Genomic DNA, 20,433 nt, shown 5'->3' with positions numbered 1-20,433 from the left:
CGCCGGGGCACGGCGGTACGGACACATGCGGGCCGCCCGTGATGTTTCTAGGCTGAAGGTGCTCGGGGTGAGTGGGAAGGTGTGCCATGCCCCGAGCGATCTGGTCCGGCGCGATCTCCTTCGGCCTGGTCACGGTGCCGATCCAGGTGGTCAGCGCCACCGAGGACCACAGCATCCACTTCCACCAGTACCACCTGCCAGACCAGGGACGTGTCCGCTACCGCAAGGTGTGCGAGCTGGAGGACCGCGAGGTCTCCCAGGACGAGATCGGCAAGGGATACGAGCTGACCAGGACGCAGGTCATCCCGATCACCGACGAGGACCTCGGCAACCTGCCCCTGCCGACCGCCAGGGCGATCGAGATCGACGCGTTCGTCCCCCTGGAGTCGGTCGACCCGATCCGCATCGCCGACGGCTACTATCTCCAGCCCGCCGGCCAGGTCGCGGCCAAACCGTACAAACTCCTGGTCAAGGCCCTGTCACGGTCGTCGAAGGTGGCCGTCGCCAAATACGCCTGGTCCGGCCGGGAGAGACTAGGCCTGCTGCGGGTGCGCGACGACGTCCTGGTCCTGCACGCCATGCGCTGGCCCGACGAGATCCGCGACCCCACCGAGCTGCTGCCGCCGCCGACCGAGGTGTCCGAGGCGGAGATCGAGGGCGCACTCGCGCTCATGGACACCATGACGGTGGACGAGCTGGAGGGCCCCGAGTTCCAGGACCGCTACACCGAGGCCGTCGCGCAGCTCATCGAGGCGAAACGCGAGAGCAAGCCACTGCCTGAGGCACCGGAGCCCGAAGAGCCGGCCGCGGTACTGGACCTGATGGCCGCGCTGCAGGAATCGGTGTCGAAGGCGAAGGCATCCCGAGGAGAACACGCCGGCCCGGCCGAGGTGCACGAGCTTCCGCCGCCGAAGAAGGCCGCGGCGAAGAAACAGCCCGCCAAGAAGACCCCGGCGAAGAAGCCGGCCGCGAAGAAGACAGCGGGCCGCCGGCCCCGCAGCGCATAGGCCCTGCCGTTCGGACCGGGCCGCCCACCCGTCGGACACGGTTCGCCCAGCCGCTGCCGCGCCGGCGCCGACGGCGAAGGCTCCGCAGCGCCTCGCCCGTGCGGTGCCGGGCGAGGCACCGTCTGTCCGGACGGTCGGTCACGGTCCGGCACGGGACGCCGTCGTGTGCGCTGCTCGCGTACGCCGGGCGCCCCTGGCCCGCCGGTCGTCCTCGGGGGAGGGCTGAGAGCCGGGCGGCGCGGTGGGCACGCCGGACGTGGAGCCGTGCTCGGGGCGGCCCGGGAGGGGAGCGCAGCGGGCCGGTTCCCCCGCCTGGTGCTGGAGCCCCAGCAGGTCTGCCAGGTCCGACCGGCGGCGTACGCAGAGCTTGCGGTACACGCGGGTCAGGTGCTGCTCCACGGTGCTCACCGTGATGTACAGCCGGGTGGCGATCTGCCGGTTCGACCTGCCCGACGCGGCGAGCGAGGCGACCCGCCACTCGGCCTCCGTCAGACTGCCGACGGCGACGGTGACCGTCGGCGGGACACCGGCTCCCGCCGGGTGGCCGCGTTCCGCCAGGAGGGGCTCGGCCGCCGGCGAGGGCTCGTCGTGCGGGGTCGCCAGGTGCCGTAGCAGGTGGGGCGCGCCGCATTCGGTGGCCAGGCTCAGCGCCTCCCTCCACCGTGCCCGCGCGGTACGGGTATGACCGTCCGCCAGGTCCACCTGGCTGAGGTGGGCGAGGGCCCGGGCGAGCGAGAGCCGGCTGCCCGCCGCGCGCAGCACGCGCTCCGCCTCCTCCAGGTGATGCCTGCGCCGCTCCGGCCCGTCGACGGCGGCCAGGGCCAGCAGGGCGCGGCCGCGGGCGTCGGCCGGCCGGTGGGCCCGCATGAGTTCGGTGACGGCCGTTCCCCGGGCTCGCTCGGTCTCGCCGAGGGCCAGGTAGGCCTCCGCCACGCAGGCGCGCCGGCCGAGAGGGCCGAGCACGTTCGCCTGAGGGGCCTCGTCGGACGCGGGGCACGCGAGGAATTCGTTCAGTGCCGCGCGCGGCCGGCCCGTCTCCAGCAGGTGGCGTCCGCGGGCCATCCGGTACAGCGGGCCGAAGGAGGAGTCCCACATCTCGTCGGGGACCGGACGCTCCAGGTACCGGGCCGCCTGTCCCGGATCGCCCATGAGGGTGTGCGCGGCGATGAGGACCGACAGCGGCAAGCCGACCGCGACGCCCCAGCTGTGGTCGGGCAGCAGGTCCAGGGCGGAGGCGGCACAGGCCACCGCCGTGCGCAGGTCTCCCAGGCTCCACCGGATGTGCGCGCGCAGAGCGGCCTGGAACGCCTGCCGGGCCGGCAGTTCCGGCCCGGTAAGGCGGTGCCACTGCTCCTCGCAGAACCGGCCGGCGAGCGCCGTCTCGCCCTTCTGCATCAGTTCCAGTACGGTCGCGAGATCCGACTCCCAGAACCGGTGGGCGTCCACGACCGCCGGCGCGGGCCGCCGCTCCGCGGCATCGTTGTCAGTTCCGTCGACGCAGGTCGCGGGCGCCGGAAGCCGCGGCCGGCCGCCGGAGTCGTCGGGCGCGGCGGGGAACGGAGGCATCGGCGTCGCGCCGTACCGGACGGACGCGGTGACGTCCCGGGCGGTGCACAGGTACAGACGCACCGCCGCATCGTCCAGCAACTTCGGCCACAGGCAGCCGATCAGCGCGTGGAAGCCCTGCACACCGTCGTGTGCGTGGGACGGCTCGCACGTCGCGACCAGCAGGGCCATCACCTCGCGTGCCTGGTCGTGGCAGCCGAACCAGAGGAACCAGGTGACGAGGAGCCGCAGCGCGGAACAGTCGGCCTGCCCGGCGCGCGCCGCGGCCAGCAGCCGGCGCACCTCCGGCTCCGCCGCCAGGGGATTGACGCGGCACAGCGTGCCGACCAGCGCGGCCGTGATCCTGCTGCGCTCTCGTTCGTCGAGGCCGGCCCGGTCGGCCAGGCGGAGGCAGGCGAGTGCCTCGTCCGGGCGCCCTGCCCTGACGAGCTGCTGCGCGGCGTGCCGCAGCACCCGCACCCGGGACGGGGCGGGGGGCTCGTCCGCGGCCACCAGGTGCCGGGCGACGGCGAGTGCCGGCGCGCCCTGCGCGAACAGCAGCTCGGCGGCCCGCCGGTGCAGGCCCGGCAGTTCCGCGTCGAGCATGCCCAGGACGGCACCCGGGACGGCCGGATGCCGGAAGCCGTCGTCCCCGAGCAGACCCGCCCGTTCGAGTTCCGCGATGTGCCGCCCGGTCTCCTTGGTGGTGCACTCCAGCAGGTGGGCGACTCGTGCGGGAGTCGCGGCGTCACCCAGCACGGCGAGGGCCTGGACGGTCTGCGCGAGGTTCGGGTGGCGCACCAGGCAGGCGAGGTAGGCGGTCCGGAAGGCGTCGCCGACCGGGACGGACGCCTCGGGAATGGCGGTTCCCGCCAGGAGCAGGTCGCGGACGAGCGCGGTGGCCAGGGCCGGGTTGCCGCCGCTGATCCGGTGGACCGGTGCGGCCAGCCGGGCGGCCGCTTCGGCACCGAGCCCGTCGACCAGCAGCTCCCGGACCTCCTGCTCCCGCAGGCCGGCGGCCTCGATGAGGCGGGCGCCGGGGATGCCGACGAACTCCAGGTGGGCGCGCATGCCTTCGCGCAGGATGTGCGGATAGGCCACCACGAAGGTGATGTCGTGGGACTGGGCGCGGCGGGCGAGATAGAGCAGACAGGCCTGTGAGGCCGGGTCCGTGTACTGGGCGTCGTCGACGAGGACGAGGATGCCGCTGTTGCTGGCCGCCGCGACCAGAGCGGAGACGAGATCACGTAAGAGGTGCGCGGAGGCGGGGCCGGTCGGTGTGGCGGGTGCCGCACCCTTCACGAGCTGCCGCACGGCCGCCCGTATGCTCTCGGGAATTCCGGGGACGTGGAGGAACTGTTCGACGACCGAAAAGGGTATGTCGCGTTCCTCGCGGAATCCGGTGGCGTGCAGGCATAAGGAACCGGATGTCAGGGCACGTCTTTTCGTCTCTTCCAGGAAAAACGTTTTTCCAGTTCCTGGCCCTCCTTGCAGGACCAGGACGCCACTGCGCCGTTCGGCCTCCCGGAGGAGGTCACCGAACGGCGTGGAACATAAGTCGCAGTTCTCCCTGCGCATGGCACCGCCCTGTTCACATGCACGGCGCCGCCCGGTGCTTGCTTTCCGGCGCGACGAGTGGCCCCCCGTCCGTCGAAGATCGAGTGTAGGTCAGGCCGGGTGAGCCGCCCGATCACGCCCGCCATTTTGTCATCTTTTTGACTTCCGTTAAGGAACGCCAGACGGCCGGCGAAGGGCGATCCTTCCTGTTCATGTCGTCAGACTCCCGCCCGTTCCGCGGCACCCATGGTGTCCACCTGCTGTGGGCGGCCGGTCCTGGCGGACGCGTACACCGCCGTCACCACGGCCACCGCCTGCCGTCCGGCCACGCCGTCCACCAGCGGAGGGCGCCCCTCGCGCACCGCGTCGCAGAAGTCCAGGAGCTGGTCCCGGTGCGGCTGGTACAGCAGGCCCCCGGCGTCCCGGGCACGGTCCCGCACCAGCGACGCCGCGTACTCGGCGGACTGGTCGGCGGCGCCGAACGCCCCGTACGCCGGCGCGTCCTCGCCTTCCCGGGCGAGATGCAGGTAGGCGAGTTCGTCGTCGTCGATGACCACGGAACCCCGGTCCCCGTTGACCGCGGTCCGGGCGGTACGCCCCGGGTAGGCGGCCGTGGTGGCGAGCAAGGTGCCCAGCGCGCCGTTCGCGAACCGCAGACTGGCCGTCGCCAGGTCCTCCACCTCGATGCCGGGGTGGGCCAGTCGAGCGGTGTGCGCGGCCACCTCCACCACCGGTCCGGCCAGCCACTGCACCAGGTCGACCGCGTGGATCGCCTGGTTCATCAGCGCCCCGCCGCCGTCCAGGTCGGGGGTGCCGCGCCAGGTACCGGACTCGTAGTACCGCGGACCGCGCCACCAGGACAGCTCCGTCATGACGGAGGTGACCCGGCCCAGCCGCCCGGACTCGATCGCCGAACGGGCCAGCCGGGCGGCGGGGTCGAAGCGGTGCTGGGAGACCACGCCGAGCGTCCGCCCCGTCTGCCGGGCCACGGCGATCAGGTGGTCGGCGGCCTGCGGCGTCACATCGACGGGCTTCTCCACCAGCACGTGCTTGCCGGCACGCAGCGCCGCCTCGGCCAGCCCCGCGTGGGTGCCGCTCGGCGTGCACACGAGCACGGCGTCCACGTCCCGCCGGGCCAGCAGCTCCGCCACGCCGGTCGCGGGGCGGCCCACTTCGGCCGCCAGCGCCCCGGCACGCGCCCGATCCCGGCCGGCGACCGCGGCCAGCCGTGCCCGGCCGGCCAGCTCCTCGTCCTCACGGGTCAGCAGCCGGGCCAGGAAACCGCCGATCGACCCGCAGCCGATCACTCCGAACGTCAGCAAGGGAACCTCTCATCCAGTCGGGGCCATGACGCAGGCCGTGTGGTGGGGGGAGCGGAGCATGGTGAGACGGCACTCCCGGTCGTCGCGGTCGGCCGGGTGCTCCGCCCGGTGGCGCCCGGGTCACGTTCCCCGGGCCCCGGCCGCTCACGGGCGCCGCGCCGTCGCGGGCCCGAGCGGGCCTGTCGTACGGCGAGGTGCCGGCCGAGCGTCCGACGGGACCCGGCCGCAGCGCCCGCCACAGGGAACGGCGGGCATGACCGGCCGGATGCGCTCGGGACCGGCCGGATGCGTGCGCGACCGGCCGGAGGCGTGTGGGCACGGACCGCCGGGACGGCCGGTGTGCCGAACCCGCTCCGGGCGGAGGGGCCCGGGACGAGCGGTGTCACGTACGGACGGAGGGCGGCCGGGGAGCGGGGCGGGCGGTGTCGCGTAGGGCGGGGGCCTGCCGGCCGGCGGGGTGGGCGGTGTCGGCCAGCAGGCCGATGCGCGCCACACCGCGCAGGTCGAGGCCGGGCGGACCGGCGGGGGACAGCAGCGTGGCGACCGACCAGCGCAGGGCGTTGTCCAGGGGCGAGTCGTGGACCAGCCACTCGCGCCGCAGGTCCGGGCCCTCCACGGCGAGCCGGTGGGTGTTGCGTGGCAGCCGGGTGCCGCGCGGCAGGGTCACCGGGTCCAGGTCCAGTCCGAAGCGCACGGGCCCGACGAGCATTTCGACATGGCGCTGCCGGCTCTCCCCGGCCGCGGTGGGCCGGTCGAACCAGGCCGGCACGGCCACCCGCCCGGACGGGTCGGGACCGACGATGGTGGAGTACAACTCCACGTCCACCCCGTCGGCCGCGGCCTGCTCGTGGGCGGCGGTGCTGGTCAGTTCCGGATCGGTCGCCACCCGCAGACCGCACTCCTGCGGGCTGGTGCCCATGTAGCGGTCGTACGTCTCCGGTGGCAGCGCGCCGCGCACAAGGGCCAGCATGTGCAGCCACTCGTAGCCGAAGACGCCGTAGTCGTGGTCGACGAACCGCCCCGCCGCGATGTCGGCCCGCCGGTCCTTGCCGAACCCGACACGGACCGCCCGCAGCGCGTGCCGGGGCGCCAGCTCCCGCCGCAGCGTCCGCAGCAGGGCCATCGCCTGCGAGTGCCGGTACTGGTCCATGACCACCAGACGGGCCTCGGGATGGCGGTCCAGCAAAGAGGTCAGCTCGGGAATCTCCCAGGTGCGGCACAGCGGCTTCTCCACCAGCAGCCGGGCCCGGGGATCGACGGCGAGCACGTCCGCCGTCGTCGCGACGTGGGTGGCGGTCGGCGAGCACACCGACCAGACGTCCACGGGCCGGTGGCGGACGGCCTGCTCGGCCCGGTCGAAGACCGGGATCCCGGTGGGCGGGGTGCCCGGGGCGGGATCGACCACGCTGACGTCGAAGCCGAGGTCGGCCAGCAGCTGTTGGTGCAGCCGGCCCGCGGCCCCGTAGCCGATCACGCAGACGTGGGTGCCGGACACGCGGGGCCTCACCGGGTCTCCGGGGTCGTGCCCGCGGGAGCGGCCGGCGCGGCGGGGCGGCGGGCGCCGGAGGCCAGGTACTCCTCGTAGTAGGCGGCGAACAGCCCCGCGTCGTCGATCGCCCGGTCCACGGGTTCCAGATGGAGTCCGGGCCCGAGCCGCCCGGCCTCCCGGCACAGCGTCTTGGCGGCGATCAGGGTGCCGGCCCGGTAGGCGTCGTAACCGCGGTTGGCGATGCCCTCGTACTCGAAGAGGTTGAGCGAGCGGCCGTCGCCCAGCAGGGTGGCCGTGGTGCCCGTGGGCAGGGCGTAGCGGACGCCGACATGGGGGATCGTCGTGGACCCAAGCCCCTCGAAGCCCTCGCTGAGCAGGCTGAAGTCCTTGGTGGCGAAACCCGCGAGGTACACGCCGTCGGGCAGCAGCGGCAGATCGTCGTGGGTGATCGCCAGCTCACCGGTGTTGCCGATGACGAGGAAGGGGGCGTGGGCGCTCAGCGCCTCGCCCGCGCTGGTGTACGTCTCGTAGCCGTGCTCGGCTGCCGTGATCAGCGCCAGGATGTCCGTGTCCACCACGGCGACGCGGCAGCCCAGCGCGCGCAGCGCGTGTGCCACCCGGCCCCCCAGCGTGCCGTAGCCCAGCAGCAGTACGTGACGGCCGATGAACTTCTCGCCGGGCAGCACGGCACGCAGCCGGCGCACGCAGGAGTCGGCTATCTCGTTGTAGCCGAGCATGCTCTTCAGCCTCGAACGGGCCATGTTCAGCACCGGGACGGTCAGTCCACCGGGGGCGTTCGTGATGCGCTTCAGCCCGCTGACGGTCAGTTCCAGGGCGCCGTCGATGCGTTCGTCGAGGACGCCGTCGGCTCCGTAGCCCTGCGCGAGCAGACCGCCGTCGTCGATCACCAGCACCTTGCGGCCCGCGCCGTGGGCCTGGCGGACGAAGTCGTCCACCCGCTCGTTGACGGCCAGGGCGTAGGCACGCGCCGCGGTGTCGGCCGAGCCGTTGATCACCGAGTTGTCCAGGGTGTCGCTCCGGTAGCCTCGGTGCAGGAACCAGGCGTGGACACGGTCGCGGTGCTCGGTCCGGTCGCCCTTGGACAGCGCGAAGATCCACTCCTTGTCCATGCCGGCCCGCTCCATGCCGAGCAGGAAGCCCACGCTGTTCTCCACGTAGTGGTCGCGGAAGATCAACGCCCAGTCACGGAAGGCCGGTTCCTCGTCGGCGTAGCGGGCGACCAACGGCATGCCGCGCACGATGGTGTCGATCTCCGCGTCGGTGTAGCACCGGCCGCGCAAGGTCAGCGCGTCGACGAGACGGTCGAAGACGACCTCGGCCCGCCCGGAGAGCGGTCCGGCGGCGGTGAGCAGCACCTGCGTGCGGCCGGCCGGGGGATCGACGGGATCCAGGGTGTCCGGGGCCGCGTCGGCGACCGGCCGGCTGCGCAACTGCACGGGAGTGCCGTCCAGTTCGAACACGAGACCGCCGGGCTCCCGTTCCGCGGGTTCCCCGAGTGGCACGCCCTCGCCGCGCAGCACCGAGCGGACGGTCTCGTCGACGTCCTGGAGCGTCATGCGGCCGTCGAGGACCTCGTACCGGCCTGAACCGGGATACGCCGCCGTGCCGTCCTGCACCGCGACACCCAGGGACTCGCTTTCCGGAAAAGCCATCGTCTCAACCTCTTCTCGTCGTGGATCGGGCCATCGATCGGTGCTGACCAGGACACCGGGAGGGGCAGCCAGTGCCTCCTGCCGCGGGGCGGGAACTGTGCGGGAACGGGATGGGCGGGCGGAGCAACGGCCCGTGGGGACAAGCACGGAGGCGGGAAGGAAGGGAGACCACCTGCGGCCGGGTCGGGTCCACGCCGCACCGGGCCGTCTCACACACCGGAGCCTATGAAGATCGCCCTCCGTCTCCCCAGCCCCTACGGCCCCTACGACCCCCTGCCGCTCACCCGGCGCGGGAGAGGGCTGAACGGGATCGGGTACCGGGGTGCGGGGGCGGGCGGGGACACGGGGCGGGCCAGGGCGGCGGGCATCCGGCGCGGGAGACGGTGGGGACCGGCGGGGGAAGGGGAGGCGTACGGCCGGGCGCGGGGCGGGACTTGGCGCGCGTCGCCGTGAGGTGCGGCCGGGTTGCGGTGGGGGCCCGGCGCGGTCCGGCTGGTGCGCGGCGTGCGTCCGGCGTCGGGTGGCGTGCACCGGATGGGCACGTGTGCTTCACGGCTCTGGGTGCTTCACGGCCCGTGGCCCGTGGCCGGCGCCCCGAGGACTTCCCCACGCCCCGCCACCTCGGCAAGGTTCGTCACGGCGCGCCCGGGGGCGTCTCCCGCCCGGGTGCGCGACAGGGGGTCGTAGGGGCCGTAGGGGCTGGGGATGCGGAGGACGATCTTCATAAGCTCGCGGTGCCGGGCACGGCCCCGGCGCGGCCGGTCCTCTCGCATGCCGGTCCCGCACGGTCCCGTTTCCGATGGAGGGGGCACCGGCCGCTTCCCTGCATGCCGGTCGCCGCGGATCGAGGGCCCCGCCCACGACGAGAAGAGGTGGAGACGATGGCGTGGAGTTCGACACCGCCGGCACGGCCCCTTCAGCGGCGGTGAACCCCTCGGCGCACGGGGACTCCGTACGCCCGTCCCGCTGCCGGGGCGACCGCGCGGACCGGCTCACGGGCCGGACCCCGGCAACGACCGCCCGGACACCGCGGCCCGTCCGGCCCGTCGCACCGCCCGTCCGGCCCGTCGCACCGCCCGCGCGGTCGGGCAGCCGCCCGCCCGCCAACGCACCGTGACCACCGCCCACCCGCCCCCGGCAAGGCCGGGTGAACCGGCAGGCCAGGTCGACCGGCCCGGGGCCGGCGGCCCGGCGCCCTCGCCGTACGGCCACAGGTCCGCGCACACCGGAGTGCCGGCGGACCCCCGCACCACGACGCTCACCTCCGCTTCCCCCGCACACCCGCCGGCGCGACCGCGGCGGCGCCGAGGGCGACCGGGTCCATCACCCACGCCCTCCAGGCCCCTGCCGCCCGCGCCCATGACCTCGCCCGGGAGTCCCCGATGACCCAGGTCTGTTTCGCCATTCCCGACGACGAATTCGAGCGCGACTTCCTTCAGCTGCCCCTCGACGTGGCCAACGCCTGCGCCGCCCTGCGCGCCGAAGGCATCGGCGTGTCCGTCTGGGACAACCGGCTTGCCGACACCCCGCCCGACACCGGCCCGGACCCCGACATCGTGGTCGTCGTGACCGCCATCGCCGACCGCGCGCAGTGCTATCCGCTCGTGCTGCATCCCGTCCGGGCGCTGGTGGACCAGGTCCGCCGGCAGTGGCCGCGGGCGACGGTGCTCGCCTGCGGACCGCACGCCACCCACCTGCCCGAGGCCACCCGCGAGGAACTGGGAGTCGACTTCGTCGCGCGCGGCGAGGCCGACTCCGCCGCCGTACAGGCGGTGCGCGACCTGGTCGCCGGCCGGCCCGGGCTGCCGGTACTGCCCCTGGTGGACAGCTACCCGCAACTCGCGCCCGAACAGTGGCCGTTGCCCGCCTACGACCTGTTCGACCTGACCTCGTACACCGCCGAGGTGTTCATGGACGGACAGGTGCGCCGAGGCTCGTGCGGCATGGTGCTGGGAGTGCGCGGCTGCACCTACGGGTGCACCTTCTGCCATCTGCCGTTCGGCACCCGCATGCGCCCGCAGCCCGTGGAGCGCACCCTGGCCGAGATCGCGGCCATGCGAGAACGCGGCGTCGACTTCGTCTTCTTCCTCGACTACGTCTTCGGACTCCACCCCACCTTCTACAAGGACCTGTGCCAGGGCCTGACCGGGCAGGGCCTCGGCTGGACGGGCCAGAGCCGGGCCGAGGTGGTGCTGCGCACGGACGTGGAGCAGTGGGCGGCGGCCGGCTGCAAGGGCATGTGGCTCGGCGCCGAGTCCCCGGGGATCGCCGACACACCGGTGGGCAAGCGGGTCAAGCCCGGCGTCACCAACGCGGCGGTGCGCAAGCTCCAGGACGCCGGGATCACCCCGTTCGCCTTCCTCCTCATCGGGCTGCCCGACGACACCGCCTGCCAGAACGGCGAGCTGCTGCGATGGGCGGCCGACCTGCCCGGCTACTTCGGGCTCAACCAGCTTTTCCTGCGTCCCGGCACCAAGCTGTACGAGCAGCTGGCGCCCCGCTACAACGACGGCCGGATGCCACGCACCTGGGCCGAGGTGGAGGCCGTGACCCGGCGCTACCGGGAGAGCTACCCCGTGGACCTGAACGAACTCTGGGACCAGTTGGTACGGCTGCCCAACTACCTCGGCAACGCCATGGCGGCGCTGTGACGGGCACGGCACCCCCCAGCCCCCGCCGGCCCCAGCCCACCACCGCCCCACCGGCCCGCCGAGCCCGGGGAGAACGGGCCGCGCGGCGACCGACTGCCGGGCGACGGCACGGCGGGCGACAGCTGCGCGCAGGACGATCCGGCGGAGAACGGTCCGGCCGGCCCGGCGGCCTCGCCGACCCGGTAGTGACCACGGTGCGCCGGTACCACGACGGAGCGCCGTCGGCCGCCCCGCTGCGCCGGCGCCGGGAGGTCGCGCAGCGATGAGCACCGCACCGTCGGCGCCGCCGCGGCCGGGCCGGATGAGCACGGTGCTCGGTCTGCCCCGGCTCGGCGGTCAGCGGCTCCTGCTCGCCGCCGTCGTGGTCGACAGCACGGGCAGCGGACTGGCCGTGCCCTTCCTGCTTCTCTACCTGACCCGGCAGGACCGCATGACGGCGGCCACCGCCGGAACGCTCCTGACGGTGGCCGGGGTCATCGCCCTGGCAGCGGGACCGCTGTCCGGGCCGCTGCTCGACCGATGGGGCCCGGGCCGTCTCGTCCAGGCGGCCCACGTGCTGCGCGCGACGGCCTTCCTCGGCTACCTGACGGCGGGCTCACCGCCGATGGTGCTGGTGATGGCCACGCTCGCGGCACTGGGGGACAACCTGTTCTGGCCGGCCAACCGGGCGTTCCTCGCCCGTCGCTGCCGACCCGGCGAGTTGATCCGCTGGTACGGCCTCGAACGCACCCTGCGCAACATCGGGCTGGCGGCCGGCGGACTCGCGGCGGGATTCCTGGCCGGGTGGGGCCTTACCGGCCTGCGGCTGGTCATGGCCGGGAACGCGGCCAGCTACGTCCTCGCCACGGCGTTGCTCACCCCTCTGCTGGTCACCGCCCGGCGCCCGCCCGCCGACCCGGCACCGGCCGCGCCCGGGACCCGTCCAACCGTGTCCGGGCCCCGTCCGGCCGCGCCCCGGCCCGACCGCGCGTACGTCACGATGGTGGCGGCCAACACGCTGCTCGTGCTGGTCTGCGTGGCGCTTCCGGTGCTCGTACCGCTCTACGTCGTCCAGCAGCTCCACCAGCCCTCCTGGGTCGTCGGCGCGGTGTTCGCCCTGAACACCGTCCTGGTGACGGCAGGCCAGACCCTGGTGGTGCGGTACCTGGAGCGGCGTGAGTACCTGCGCACCCTCCAGTGGGCGGCCGTGCTGTGGTGTGCGGCGGCCGTACTGTTCGGCGCGGCGAGCGGGCTGCCGGGGACGGCGGTACCACCCCTGCTCGCGGCCGCCGTGCTGGTGTTCACGTCGGCGGAACTGCTCCACGCCCCCACCAGCGACGCCGTCGCCGTCCGCATGGCACCCGAGGACAGGCCCGGCCGGCACCTGGGTCTGCACCAGCTGTCCTGGGGAGTCGGCTCCGCGATCGCCCCGTCGGTCCTGACCTGGGCGCTGGCTCTGGGCCCCTGGTGGCCGTGGGTCCTGCTGGCCACCGGGTCGGCGGCGGCCACCGGCGCGCTGGCCGCCGTCCGCCGCGCCGTCGGCCCGGTCGTCCCGGACCGGGACGGAGCCGGGCACTGGGCACGACCGGCCGCGGCCGCACCCGGTCTGCGCCGGCGGCAGGCATCCGAACCAGACGACGAGCGGAAAGAACGAACCGATGGCCGATGAGATGACGTTCTGGGACTACTCGCGGTCGCAGACGCTCAGCCGCTACAACGGCGCGAGGATCGACGTGCGGGAACTGGCGGAGCTGTGCCGCGTCCGCGGAGACGCGGAACGGGCCGACGTCGAGCCCCCCTCCCCGGACGCCATGGCGCAGATCCATCCGCTGGCGCTCAAACGGCCGCGCCGGTGGGAGACGGCGATCGCCGCCACGATCTACGCCGGGAGCGGTCAGGTCGCCGCGCGGCAGGAGATCATCAAGGCGAGGGAGCTGCTGGACCGGCTCCCGAAGGCCGACCGGAGCACCCTCACCGTGCCGCGCATGCTGGCGCTGGTCCCCACCATGATCGCCGGCTTCCGCTTCAGCCGGCGCAGCGAGACGTTCAACCCCGAGGCGAACCGCTACCTGGACGGAGCGCGGTTCCTCTCGGCGCTGCTGGAGGACAGGCCGGCCCTCGACGTCGAGATCGGGCTGTGCGCACACCGGGCCGGTGTGAGCGACCCGGTTCTCCCCGAGCACGTCAGCCCGACGGGCGCCGGCCGCATGGTGGCGTTCGTCGGAGCGCTGCTGGACAACTCGCTCGCCGGGAGACGCACGGTCAACGTGTCCCAGCAGACGGCGACCGACCGGGCCGCGAGCACGGTCAACTCGCTCGTCTTCACGCGCTACGCGAGCGAAGGGAGGGTGGAGGACCTGCTGCGCATCCTCGATCAGCACGCGGACGACATCCGGTCGGTGCTGGCGCGGCACAACGCCGTCTCGGACACGGAATTCCGCTTCACCCCGCTCGATCCCTTCAGCGAGCTGGTCGAGCGCGACATGGACGAGGCGTTCGGCCCCGACTGGTCCGGCGCGCCCGCCCAGCCGCGATGGCGAACCGGAGGGACACTGGACGCGGCCGTCGAGGCGGCGAAGGGCAAGATGGCGCGGTTCATGCGGGACGAGCCGCTCGACGTCGACCGCCTGATCAGGCTGCACAAGGACTCCGACGAACCCAGTGAGCGCGGTGTCTCGGCGCTCCAGTGGTTCGACCGGCACCAGCGGCAACCGCTTCAGGTCCGGGCCCGGTACGACGTCGCCTTCCACCACCGCCTGGCCCTGGCCACGTTGGCGAAGAACGGCGTGGGAATCGGCATGGAGCGAGGATGGGACGCGTACCAGTGGCTGGCGTGGAACGCCGCGTACGGGACGCCCAGGACGGCCATGCCGCTGCTCTACGCCAGGAGTTCGACCGAGCCCGCGAGCCACGTCTCACTGCGGAGCTTCAACCTCCGCCAGTTCTGGTGAACTTCCGTCCTCGGTCTTCCGCACGTGAGTGGTGCCGGCGTCGATGGGAGCCCCGTCGGCGCCGGTCGGTTTGAGGTCCGGCACGCGGGCGCCGTGCTCGTCGACCAGTGTGGAGCGGGGTTCACCCGGCTCGAAGGCGTGGCGTTCCCCCCACTGGCGCATGGTGAGCAGGACGGGGAAGAGGTCGCGGCCGGCGTCGGTGAGCACGTACTGCAGGCGGCGGCCCGAGGGCGCGGTCTCCTGGGCGAGCACCCCGTGCGCGATGAGCCTGCGCAGACGGTCGCTGAGGATGTTGCGCGCGACGCCGGTCCGCCGCTGGAACTCGGTGAAAGACCGCGCGCCGTCCATCGCGTCCCGGATCACCAGCAGACTCCACCGGTCACCGACGAGGTCGAGGGTGCGGGCCACGGGGCAGTCCGGATCCGTCCAGGCGGGCTTCGGAGCGGCCGCGGAGGGGCGCGTCATGACACCTCCCGATGAGTTGCGAATCGAGACCATCATGCCCTACGGTCGAAACAGTTTCATTCTGCTACTCATTCGCCGCTCATTTTGTTGGGAGTGCGATGGACGTCTGGCGACGGTTACTCCTCGCGACCGTGTGCGGTGTCGCGGTAGCGAGCATCTACGCCGCGCAAACGGTGCTGGGGCCCATGGGGGCCAGCCTCGGTGTGCCGGCGGAACACGCCGGGTGGATCGTCTCGACGGGCCAGTTCGGCTACCTGGCCGGCCTGGTGCTGCTGGTGCCGCTCGGCGACGTCGTCTCCCACCGGCACCGGCTCATCGCGGTCCACCTGGTGATCACCGCGGCGGGCCTGGCCCTGACGGCCGCGGCTCCCGCCGCGTGGACGGCCTTCGCGGGGCTCGCGCTGGCCGGGATGTTCGCAGTCGTGGTGCAAACCACGGTGGCCTACGCGGCATCGGTCTCCCCGCCCGCTGAACGGGGGCGGAACATCGGAGTCGTCACCTCGGGCGTCGTGGTGGGCATCCTGGGAGCCCGGGTCGTCACCGGAGTGCTCGCACAAGTATGGGGCTGGCGCAGCGTGTACACCGTGCTCGCCGCGCTCGCGCTCGCACTCGCCCCACTTGTCCTGCGCGCGCTGCCACCCGAAGACACCTCCCGCCCCCCTGCCGGCTACCGCCAGGCCCTCGTCTCGCTCGGCGGACTGTTCGGGCAGCGTCTCCTCCTGACACGCGGCCTGATCGCATTCTTCCTGTTCGCATCGTTCGGCACCCTCTGGAGCGGCCTGTCCCTGCCACTGGCGGACACACCATGGCACCTGAGCGAAAGCCAGATCGGCCTGTTCGGCGTCGCCGGACTCGCCGGCGCACTGGGCGCGGCGCGTGCGGGACGGTGGGCGGACGCGGGACGAGCCGTCCCGATCAGCGGCTACGCGCTGACTCTGCTGATCCTCTCCTGGGCCGCGACCGCGCAACTGCCCTGGTCGCTGTGGCTGCTCCTCACCGGCATCGTGGTGCTCGACTTCGCGGTCCAGGTCGTACACGTGAGCAACCAGCACCTGCTCACCACCGCGCATCCGGAACGCACCAGCAGCGTGATCGGCGGCTACATGGTCTTCTACTCCCTCGGATCCGCCCTCGGCGCAGCCGCCACCACCTCGGTCTTCACCTCCCACGGCTGGACCGGCTCCAGCCTGCTCGGAGCCGGATTCGCGACCTGCGCGCTGATCGTCTGGGCCACCGGCGGACGTCGACGCCCAACGACCCCGAATGTCGAACAGGCCGGCCGAGTGGCGGAGAGTTTCCGGTCTTCCTGAGAGCTCTCCACTCGGCACCGACCCGGCCGACGGCGGACAGCCCGCTGCCGGCCGGGCCCGCGGAACCCAACGCCGTGGTGCCGACGCCGACGGTGATCGGATCACTGCCGGTCGGCCCCGGTCAGCCGGTGTGAGCGGGCATGTGGCAGATGCCCTGGCGGACCATGTCCAGGTGCATCACCACGACCGGACGGGCGTTGCGTGCAGCGGCCACGACCTGGCTGTTCTTCCCCGCTTTGATCTCCTGGTCGATCAGCGCGAGTGTCTGGCGGTGTCCGGCATCCTGAGCCTGGAGCCATGCCCTGTCGTAGGCCGACGTTCCGGCCTTGGCCTGCACGGCGGCCAGTTGCTTCTGCTGCTGCGCGGACGGGGAGGCGGGCAGCCGCACGTTCAGCTTGCCGGCCAGTGTCTTCACATCCGCGTCCAGCTTGGTGTGGTCACGTACCAGTACGGCGCCGACCTGCTTGACGCACGCGGTACGGGCATGCCTGCCTGCGTCCTGGCCCGCCGCGATCTCGGCGAGGTTTCCCTGGTGCACCTGCACCAGGAACGTCGAGTCCTGGCCGGCGAGCTTCTGGGCGAATGCGTGGGGTGCGGCCGTACCGCACAGCGCTACCGCCGCGAGCGCGGCGGCCACCGATCGTTTGCGCATTGGTCTTGCTCCCTTCGCGTCGGCTCGGCACAAGTGCGCCGCACCGGCGATCGGAACGGGCGCGCGATGGAGCGCCCCATGCATCTGTACCGGGAAGCCACCCGTCCGTACCGGATCGGCCCGCAGTTCACCCGAGCGGCCCACACGGACAGCCCCGGGGTGTGCACGGACGTACGCTGAACGCTTCGGCCGGCTCGGGGGAGTCCACCGCGAGAACCCGACCCTTGGTCCCGAGTGCGACCGCACCGGTCACCGAAGCTCAGCGACGGTACGCGGTCGTCGCGATCTCGACGAACGATCGGATCAACGGGTTGGCGTCACCCTCGTTCCACACCGCCACCACCCGGCTCGGAGGCATGTCGACCAGCGGCACCACGGCCAGCTCCGCGGGCAGGTCGTGTCCGAGCGGGGCCAGACCGACCGTGCCGTTCCACAGCACGGCCTGCAGACATTCCTGTACGGCGCGCACCTGTGGGCCCTCGCGCGGCGTGCCGCCGTTCCAGTACGACTGCCAGAGAGGGTCGGTGCCAGGCGGGAACTGGAACCAGCGGCGACCGCTCAGTTCCGCCAGTCGCAACTTGTCGCGACGGGCCAGCGGATCGTCAGCGCGCACGACCACGCCGACCGGATCGGTCCGCAGTGCGCGCACCGTCAGGCCGGTCTCGTCGAACGGCGCCCGGGTCAGCGCCACGTCAACCAGTCCGGCACGCAACCCGCAGGTCGGATCGGTCAGATCGGTGTCGCGGACACGGACGTCGATACCGGGGTGCTGCCGGCGGTAGGCCGCGGCCAGCCTGGCCACTCCCGGATCGGTGCCGTCGCCCAGGATGCCGATGGTGATGGTCGCGGCACCGGCCGCCGCGCTCACGCGCACCCGGACGCGGTCAGCGTGGTCGAGGAGTGCCCTCGCCTCGTCGAGCAGCACCGTGCCCACCGCGGTGAGCGTCACGCCGGCCGGCGAGCGAACGAAGAGCAGGGCCCCGACGTCGGCCTCCAACTGCTTGATCGCCCGGCTCAGCGGCGGCTGGCTCATGTGCAGCCGGGCGGCGGCCCGGCCGAAGTGGAGTTCCTCGGCGACCGCCACGAAATAACGCAAGACCCGAAGCTCCACTCTGCAACGATACCGACAAGGTATCGGCGCTGCGGGACAGGTCTTGGACACCCTCGGGGGACCGGCGGTGAACTCGGGAGCATGACCGAAGAAACCGAAGCCGCCGAGCAGCACACCCACCCCGCGATATCAGTGAGGGGCCCCGGGGACGGCGAGACGATCACTCTGGGTACCACACGCATGAGGGTCCTGGAGGACGGCAGCCACACCGGACACCGCCTCGCGATCACCGAGTCCCTCCTCGCCCCCCACACCCAAGGACCGCCGCAGCACCGCCACGCCCGACACGACGAGGGCTTCTACATCCTTTCCGGCACCGTGCGGTTCACCGTCGGCAACAAGGACTACGACGCCACCACGGGCACACTCGTGATGGTCCCGCCCGGCACCTCCCACACCTTCGCCAACCCGACCGACCAACCCGCCCTCATGCTCAGCACATTCACCCCTGCCCTGTACGTGCAGTACTTCCGGGACCTGCGGGACCTACTCGCCGACGGCCGGCCGCTGACACCACAGGCCAACATCGACATCATGAGCCGCTACGCGACCGAGCCCGCCTGAAACCGAGCCTCTCCCCCCGGACGGCGGCCCCGGGCGGCACCAACGTCCCTCGGAAATCGACGCAAACGACGGCCTCCGTAAACCGGTGACCCACGAACGGAAACGATGAACACCGCCTACTGGACCCTCGCAGGACTGCTCGCGCTCTTCTACCTCTACGCGGGCACGCTGAAAGTGATCCGCAGCCGCGATCAACTCCGGCCGATGATGGCCTGGGTCGACCACATACCCCTGCCTGCGCTGAAAGCCCTGGGGGCGGTGGAGATACTCGGCGCGACCGGCCTGATCCTGCCGCCGCTGACCGGTATCGCCCCCTCGCTGGCGCCGGCCGCGGCCATCGGATTCGTACTCCTGCAGACCGGCGCGATCGCCGTCCACCTGATGAGCGAGGACCGCCGGATCACACTCAACGCCGGGCTCATCCTCACCGCGGCCGTGACCACCTGGCTCGCCACCCAGCTCTGATCCCACACAGTCCGGAAGGCGGGACCCGGGCGACGCTCCACCACCTGTGGTCCCCGGCGCGGCAGGTCCGATCATGACGTGGTCGGCCCGCCGGCGCCCAGGAGACGCACCTCGGTCCGACGCCGAGTGGGCCGCGGGACGGCTGTCGGTGGAAGGTCTGATCGTGATGCAGCGTCGAGGTGCTTCGGGGTATACGGGCCGGCATGGCACCGATGACTGAGCGCGTCATGTTCCTGCGGGCCGTGCGGCAGATGCACCGGATCCGCTCCTTCTACGCTGGGGGTGTCCTGTTGTGGGCGGTGTGCGCCGCCTGGACCGGCTGGCAGGCGCCGGGAAGCCGGCAGATGTGGGCGTGCGTCCTCCTCCTCACCGTCTTCACCGGTCTCCTCGTCACGGCCGACCTGTCCCTGCGACGCCTGGAAGTCCCCAAGACGGGACGACCCGCGCATCACGCCGCATCGCATAAGGCGGCAGGCCCTCGTCACGCTCACGCCTGAGCCCGTCACCACCGCCGGTGCGCAGACTCGTCTCGGGGCCGCGCCTGGCGGGCCAGTGCGAGTCGGGGATGACTTCACGTCTGCGGAGACGATGACCGGGCATACGGGTCTCACCCACCTTCGAGAGGAGTTCGTCTCATGCTCGGCATAGTCGCGGCAGTGCTGTTCTTCGTGTCGTTTCTGATCAACGCGGCGGATCTCAGCACCAACGATGTGTTCTCTTCGACGAACGTGATGCTGCTGGGGCTGACTGCTCTGGCCCTGCACGTGGCCGGTATCGGTTCCGGCTGGACCCGCAGACGCTGACCTCCATCATCCCGGGGCCTGGTGACAGTTGTTACCAGGCCCCGTTCGTCTGGCTGTCAGCCTGGCCCGCGTCAGCATGCCTGGCGTCCTTGGAGACCCGGCCTGAAGACCACTCGTGCACGCGGCGGATGCACCGGTCCCCTGAGCGGAGCGCGGTCCCACCGGTCCCGTCCTGCCCGACGAACGCGGCTCCTTCCAGACCGCCCACACACGGCTGAGTTGAGCGGTGCATCAGCCGTCTCGCGCAGTGGCGTGGCCTGGCCGCCCGGACCGACAAACTCGCGATCGTTCACCAGGCCGCACTCCACCTCGCCGCCATCTTCATCCGGGCACGGCGCTGACCAAGGAGACAGAACCCGGGCGAGCCGGGAATGTCCTGGTGGCGGTCGCGTCTCGCCGAGGGTGGTGAGGAGGACGACGTGACGCGACGGTGCCGGTGCGGTGAGCCCGTCGAGTCCGGGGCCCGCGATGCGGAACAGCACGGCGGTGGGGTCGAGGGCGGGTACGGCTTCGAGAACCTCGTCGCCGCGGCCGAAGGCCGGACCTGCTGGGTGGATCAGGCGCTTTCGGTCTCGACGGCGGGTGGGCGTGCGGAGACGGAGGGACGGGTGCCGCCGCGGAGCCGGCGGGCCTGGGCGACGGCTTCATCGGGGTGACCGATGAACTGTCCAGGTCCAGGTAGCGGCAGTCGCCGGCCGGCAGGCGCTCACCTGCGACTCGGAAGCGGTACGTGGTCCCGAAGCCTTCGACGCCGACGGCCTCGGAGGGGCCAGCCCAGCCGAAGGATGCCGTGGCGTCTGCCTTCCGCTTTCCGCGCCGCCTGCCGCGGCACGGAAGGCGGACGCCCCGGCCACGACGCCCGACCCGCCGTCGTGGACCCCCTCGAGCA

16 protein-coding genes and 1 pseudogene are annotated in these 20,433 nt (G+C 72.6%); 10 read left to right on the top strand and 7 right to left on the bottom strand.

What is annotated here, in order from left to right; genetic code table 11:
- Positions 1-86 precede the first annotated feature (86 nt).
- Positions 87-1,007: a non-homologous end joining protein Ku gene (ku, locus tag LG395_RS33790; protein ID WP_225812430.1), complete on the top strand. Its 921-nt coding sequence runs from the start codon at positions 87-89 to the stop codon at positions 1,005-1,007.
- A gap of 138 nt (positions 1,008-1,145) precedes the next feature.
- Here the strand turns inward: ku and LG395_RS33785 are convergent, their stop codons facing one another.
- The 4 genes from LG395_RS33785 to LG395_RS33770 form a co-directional block, all read right to left on the bottom strand.
- A complete protein-coding gene (locus tag LG395_RS33785; protein WP_225812429.1) occupies positions 1,146-4,130 on the bottom strand; it encodes a helix-turn-helix transcriptional regulator in 2,985 nt (994 codons plus the stop codon).
- Positions 4,131-4,327: 197 nt separating this feature from the next.
- Positions 4,328-5,431 carry a Gfo/Idh/MocA family protein gene (locus tag LG395_RS33780; protein WP_225812428.1) on the bottom strand — a complete coding sequence of 368 codons (1,104 nt, stop codon included), beginning with the start codon at positions 5,429-5,431 and terminating at the stop codon, positions 4,328-4,330.
- A gap of 382 nt (positions 5,432-5,813) precedes the next feature.
- Positions 5,814-6,926: a Gfo/Idh/MocA family oxidoreductase gene (locus tag LG395_RS33775; protein ID WP_225812427.1), complete on the bottom strand. Its 1,113-nt coding sequence runs from the start codon at positions 6,924-6,926 to the stop codon at positions 5,814-5,816.
- An 8-nt stretch (positions 6,927-6,934) separates the two neighbouring features.
- Positions 6,935-8,593 carry a Rossmann-fold NAD(P)-binding domain-containing protein gene (locus LG395_RS33770; protein ID WP_225812425.1) on the bottom strand — a complete coding sequence of 553 codons (1,659 nt, stop codon included), beginning with the start codon at positions 8,591-8,593 and terminating at the stop codon, positions 6,935-6,937.
- 1,382 nt (positions 8,594-9,975) lie between these two features.
- Between LG395_RS33770 and LG395_RS33765 the strand changes: the two genes are divergently transcribed.
- The 3 genes from LG395_RS33765 to LG395_RS33755 all read left to right on the top strand — a co-directional run bounded on the left by LG395_RS33765 (position 9,976) and on the right by LG395_RS33755 (position 14,174).
- Complete coding sequence (locus tag LG395_RS33765) at positions 9,976-11,244, top strand: B12-binding domain-containing radical SAM protein (protein ID WP_225812423.1); 1,269 nt, start codon at positions 9,976-9,978, stop codon at positions 11,242-11,244.
- A gap of 262 nt (positions 11,245-11,506) precedes the next feature.
- Complete coding sequence (locus LG395_RS33760) at positions 11,507-12,892, top strand: MFS transporter (protein WP_225812421.1); 1,386 nt, start codon at positions 11,507-11,509, stop codon at positions 12,890-12,892.
- Entirely contained in the window at positions 12,882-14,174 is a 1,293-nt protein-coding gene (locus LG395_RS33755; RefSeq protein ID WP_225812419.1) for a hypothetical protein, read from the top strand. The genes LG395_RS33760 and LG395_RS33755 overlap by 11 nt, the downstream gene beginning before the upstream one ends.
- Here the strand turns inward: LG395_RS33755 and LG395_RS33750 are convergent.
- Positions 14,139-14,639, bottom strand: coding sequence for a winged helix-turn-helix transcriptional regulator (locus LG395_RS33750; RefSeq protein WP_171159360.1), 501 nt, complete (start codon positions 14,637-14,639; stop codon positions 14,139-14,141). The two genes, LG395_RS33755 and LG395_RS33750, sit on opposite strands and share 36 nt — an antisense overlap.
- Positions 14,640-14,737: 98 nt before the next feature.
- Between LG395_RS33750 and LG395_RS33745 the strand changes: the two genes are divergently transcribed.
- A complete protein-coding gene (locus tag LG395_RS33745) occupies positions 14,738-15,949 on the top strand; it encodes an MFS transporter (RefSeq protein WP_225812417.1) in 1,212 nt (403 codons plus the stop codon).
- 121 nt (positions 15,950-16,070) lie between these two features.
- On the opposite strand, the gene LG395_RS33740 is transcribed toward LG395_RS33745, so the two are convergent.
- Positions 16,071-16,601, bottom strand: a complete 531-nt coding sequence (locus LG395_RS33740; protein WP_171150019.1) for a DUF4142 domain-containing protein — start codon at positions 16,599-16,601, stop codon at positions 16,071-16,073.
- Between the two features lie 259 nt (positions 16,602-16,860).
- Complete coding sequence (locus tag LG395_RS33735) at positions 16,861-17,712, bottom strand: LysR family transcriptional regulator (RefSeq protein WP_225812416.1); 852 nt, start codon at positions 17,710-17,712, stop codon at positions 16,861-16,863.
- 81 nt (positions 17,713-17,793) lie between these two features.
- Between LG395_RS33735 and LG395_RS33730 the strand changes: the two genes are divergently transcribed.
- The 5 genes and pseudogenes from LG395_RS33730 to LG395_RS33710 form a co-directional block, all read left to right on the top strand.
- Positions 17,794-18,276: a dimethylsulfonioproprionate lyase family protein gene (locus LG395_RS33730; RefSeq protein WP_225812414.1), complete on the top strand. Its 483-nt coding sequence runs from the start codon at positions 17,794-17,796 to the stop codon at positions 18,274-18,276.
- 105 nt (positions 18,277-18,381) lie between these two features.
- Complete coding sequence (locus tag LG395_RS33725) at positions 18,382-18,741, top strand: DoxX family protein (protein ID WP_225812412.1); 360 nt, start codon at positions 18,382-18,384, stop codon at positions 18,739-18,741.
- 203 nt (positions 18,742-18,944) lie between these two features.
- Positions 18,945-19,238 carry a hypothetical protein gene (locus LG395_RS33720; protein WP_225812411.1) on the top strand — a complete coding sequence of 98 codons (294 nt, stop codon included), beginning with the start codon at positions 18,945-18,947 and terminating at the stop codon, positions 19,236-19,238.
- A gap of 138 nt (positions 19,239-19,376) precedes the next feature.
- Positions 19,377-19,544: a hypothetical protein gene (locus LG395_RS33715; protein WP_171159365.1), complete on the top strand. Its 168-nt coding sequence runs from the start codon at positions 19,377-19,379 to the stop codon at positions 19,542-19,544.
- A 218-nt stretch (positions 19,545-19,762) separates the two neighbouring features.
- A pseudogene (locus LG395_RS33710) lies at positions 19,763-19,885 on the top strand (IS5/IS1182 family transposase); the annotation flags it as partial.
- Between the last annotated feature and the right edge of the window lie 548 nt (positions 19,886-20,433).

Source organism: Streptomyces spinosus, assembly GCF_020400655.1.
Classification (GTDB): Bacteria; Actinomycetota; Actinomycetes; order Streptomycetales; family Streptomycetaceae; genus Streptomyces; species Streptomyces argyrophylli.
This window is presented reverse-complemented; position numbering and strand designations above follow the sequence as displayed.

Bases quoted from the DNA above. Each gene is read 5' to 3' on its own strand.
- LG395_RS33755 (WP_225812419.1), top strand. From the start codon at position 12,882: ATGGCCGATGAGATGACGTTCTGGGACTACTCGCGGTCGCAGACGCTC.
- LG395_RS33740 (WP_171150019.1), bottom strand. From the start codon at position 16,601: ATGCGCAAACGATCGGTGGCCGCCGCGCTCGCGGCGGTAGCGCTGTGC.
- LG395_RS33750 (WP_171159360.1), bottom strand. From the start codon at position 14,639: ATGACGCGCCCCTCCGCGGCCGCTCCGAAGCCCGCCTGGACGGATCCG.
- LG395_RS33770 (WP_225812425.1), bottom strand. From the start codon at position 8,593: ATGGCTTTTCCGGAAAGCGAGTCCCTGGGTGTCGCGGTGCAGGACGGC.
- LG395_RS33725 (WP_225812412.1), top strand. From the start codon at position 18,382: ATGAACACCGCCTACTGGACCCTCGCAGGACTGCTCGCGCTCTTCTAC.
- LG395_RS33765 (WP_225812423.1), top strand. From the start codon at position 9,976: ATGACCCAGGTCTGTTTCGCCATTCCCGACGACGAATTCGAGCGCGAC.
- LG395_RS33745 (WP_225812417.1), top strand. From the start codon at position 14,738: ATGGACGTCTGGCGACGGTTACTCCTCGCGACCGTGTGCGGTGTCGCG.
- LG395_RS33720 (WP_225812411.1), top strand. From the start codon at position 18,945: ATGGCACCGATGACTGAGCGCGTCATGTTCCTGCGGGCCGTGCGGCAG.
- LG395_RS33715 (WP_171159365.1), top strand. From the start codon at position 19,377: ATGCTCGGCATAGTCGCGGCAGTGCTGTTCTTCGTGTCGTTTCTGATC.
- LG395_RS33760 (WP_225812421.1), top strand. From the start codon at position 11,507: ATGAGCACCGCACCGTCGGCGCCGCCGCGGCCGGGCCGGATGAGCACG.
- LG395_RS33785 (WP_225812429.1), bottom strand. From the start codon at position 4,130: ATGCGCAGGGAGAACTGCGACTTATGTTCCACGCCGTTCGGTGACCTC.
- LG395_RS33730 (WP_225812414.1), top strand. From the start codon at position 17,794: ATGACCGAAGAAACCGAAGCCGCCGAGCAGCACACCCACCCCGCGATA.
- ku (WP_225812430.1), top strand. From the start codon at position 87: ATGCCCCGAGCGATCTGGTCCGGCGCGATCTCCTTCGGCCTGGTCACG.